The following is a 1515-nucleotide window of genomic DNA, read 5'->3' on the forward strand; positions in this document are numbered from 1 at the left end:
AAAGAACTTTTTGTTTGGTATGTTAATTGTTTTATGTCTCTCTATACACAGAGTATACTCTTTTTTTTTTATTATGCAACAACTATTTATTTTTTATATAGAAACTATTGAGCCTTTCTATTCGGTATATCCAGAAGGCTCATACGATATTTTAGAGGTATAATTATCCTCTGAATCATTCTTTTGATAAATAACTAAAGTCATTTCAGATAATAATCATCTTTTCATTTTAATATTTTTTTAATCTAAAATATTTTTATCTGTGTTTTTCTTTCTTGTGAGATTTTTAGCATCTTATTTTTATTTGACATGTCTGAAAACCCATATTTTTATAATGTTATTTATTTGCTTTAAAGAGAATCTATTATCTTTAAAAAATAGAGGTCAAATTTATATTTTATTTTTGTTTCATAGTTCCCATTAGATTCATAAATTTTTACAGAGTCTAAATACTTATACTGCACCTCTTAAAAATCTCTCATTATAATAACGATATGATGAAACATCCCCTGGTTTAACAATTGATGGCTTTATAAAAATACTCCATTTTTCAATAATCTACGGATTGGTGTTTTCATATTATTATATTTAAAAGGATTTTTTTCAGTGACAACGAATTTTTATAATGAGGTGATTAATATGAAGAAAATTATTTCTATTCTTTTTTTTATGATTTCTATCTTTTCCTTTGCTACAGAAAGAGAAGCGTATTTTGCAGGAGGATGCTTTTGGTGTATGGAACCCCCCTTTGAAAAATTATCTGGAGTTATATCTGTAACCTCTGGATATTCAGGGGGACATGTGGAAAACCCATCATACAAAAGCGTATCATCAGGTAAAACAGGGCACCGGGAAACTGTCAAAATAGTCTATGATGATTCCGTTATAGATTATCCAGATCTTTTAGATGTATTTTGGAGACAGATAGACCCTACCGATTCTGAGGGACAGTTTGTAGACAGAGGCTTTGAATATTCCTCCGCCATCTTTTACATTGATGAAACACAAAAATCCCACGCACTTACATCAATTAAAAATCTAGAAAATTCAGGGAAATTTGAGAAAAAAATCGTAACCGAAGTCGTAAAATTTAAAAATTTTTATCCTGCTGAAGAGTATCACCAGGATTATTACAAAAAAAATAAAATCCGTTATAAATATTACAGGTATCATTCTGGCCGAGATCAATTTTTAAATTCGATATGGAAATAATTTTTGTTCTATATAAGTTCTATATGAACTCTTATTTTACAAAAAACTCCATTTAGTCTTCTATTTGCTTGACAATCAGTTCTATAAATGATAATATCCGTTATATATTCATCCTGTTTATAATATTTTTCTATAAAACTTAATTAATTTTTCATTAAAAGTTAATTTTTAGTGATGTTAAAACCAGAGCAATCTGATACAATATATAAAATTTTACTAGGGAGGGATTCATGAAAAAAGGAAAGTTAAACTTAGGGGTCGCAATTTTAATTGCCATGCTGCTCGGTATAGTCACTGGTGCAG

The 1515-nt window shown here is 28.3% G+C and carries 1 protein-coding gene; it reads left to right on the top strand.

What is annotated here, in order from left to right; all coding sequences use genetic code 11:
• Window positions 1-639 precede the first annotated feature (639 nt).
• Window positions 640-1212: a peptide-methionine (S)-S-oxide reductase MsrA gene (msrA, locus tag ABZA26_RS14855; RefSeq protein ID WP_372715261.1), complete on the top strand. Its 573-nt coding sequence runs from the start codon at window positions 640-642 to the stop codon at window positions 1210-1212.
• The last annotated feature ends 303 nt before the right edge of the window (window positions 1213-1515 follow it).

It is taken from the genome of Ilyobacter sp. (assembly GCF_041583315.1).
Classification (GTDB): Bacteria; Fusobacteriota; Fusobacteriia; order Fusobacteriales; family Fusobacteriaceae; genus Ilyobacter.